Origin of the sequence: Microvirga soli (genome assembly GCF_016734765.1) — a bacterium.
Taxonomy (GTDB): Bacteria; Pseudomonadota; Alphaproteobacteria; order Rhizobiales; family Beijerinckiaceae; genus Microvirga; species Microvirga soli.
Genome location: NZ_JAERQE010000154.1, coordinates 1 through 1,004 on the forward strand (window position 1 = coordinate 1; position 1,004 = coordinate 1,004).

Below are 1,004 nucleotides of genomic sequence, written 5' to 3' on the forward strand. Positions count from 1 at the left end.
ATGGGCGTTCGTGAGCTACTTCTTCCGCCCGAACAAGGCGGCGAGCAGGCCCCTCTGCTCATTGGCAGGCTGAGGCTCAACATTGACCGGAGCTTCCTCAGACTTTGTCTCTGCTTCAGGTGTTTGTTCGATCTCTGGTCCGGAGTGGACATCGAGTTCAGCCGAAAGAGACTCATCCGCCCCCTGGTCAATTACTTCTTGTGCTTCCAGTGTCGTTGGCAGCGGCTCGCTGGCTATGGTCTGCTCTGCGGTCGAGAGAACCTCAATCCGGCCTGGAAAGTCGTTCGGACAGTCGTAGCGGACAAAATCACGAAATCCACGCCTGATGGGGTGCTCCCGGTCGAGAATAACCTCGTGTGTGACATCGACGACAAAGAAGCGCCCGTCTCGGGTGGTGACATCAACCCGACTGACCGTACCCTCACAAAAGCTCTGCATCGGGTAAGGCGGATGGAAGTGAACGCGAACCTCAGCACCAACCTCGATCTTCAACTCAGCCACCTCAGGCATTCATAGGCGCTCCGCCTTGACGCGGCAGGCGCTGAGAAGCCCACATGGCTGCTTGGGTGCGGTTCGTTGCTCCGATCTTTCGAAGGATGGCTTTGACATGCACCTTGATGGTGGCCTCGGTAATATCGAGCCTGCGGGCGATGACCTTGTTGGCCTCCCCCTTCGTCAAGCAACCCAGGATTTCCGCCTCCCGCGCCGAGAGCTTGCAGGCCGTCAGTTCAGACAACTTCGACTCTGCCACGCAGTCATCCTGAACCGGCTGATTACCGGCTTGGGGAGCCCTCTCCATGAGGGAGCGCACCACCTCAAAGGGCAGAATGCTCTCCCCGAGCATGACCAGTTCCAGTGAATTGATGAGCACCTCAGGGCCGCTGGTGGTGAGGCAGAAGCCGGTGACGCCCGCCTCGTGCGCCACGCGCACAAAGCTGAGATCGAATTGATCGGATAGAGCCACAATTCGGGTCTCTGGCGACTGCGCTCTTACTTCCTGGATT

General features: G+C 58.5%; 2 protein-coding genes. Both read right to left on the reverse strand.

All coding sequences use genetic code 11. From position 1 onward, the window contains the following. Positions 1-15: 15 nt before the first annotated feature. Positions 16-510, reverse strand: a complete 495-nt coding sequence (locus tag JKL45_RS29620) for a hypothetical protein (protein ID WP_201865349.1) — start codon at positions 508-510, stop codon at positions 16-18. Further along, positions 503-1,004 (reverse strand): LuxR C-terminal-related transcriptional regulator (locus tag JKL45_RS29625; protein ID WP_210345922.1); only part of this gene is annotated, 502 nt, incomplete at its 5' end. The genes JKL45_RS29625 and JKL45_RS29620, both read right to left, overlap by 8 nt.

Excerpts from the sequence above, each read along its gene's own strand:
- JKL45_RS29620 (WP_201865349.1), bottom strand. The coding sequence starts at position 510 with ATGCCTGAGGTGGCTGAGTTGAAGATCGAGGTTGGTGCTGAGGTTCGC.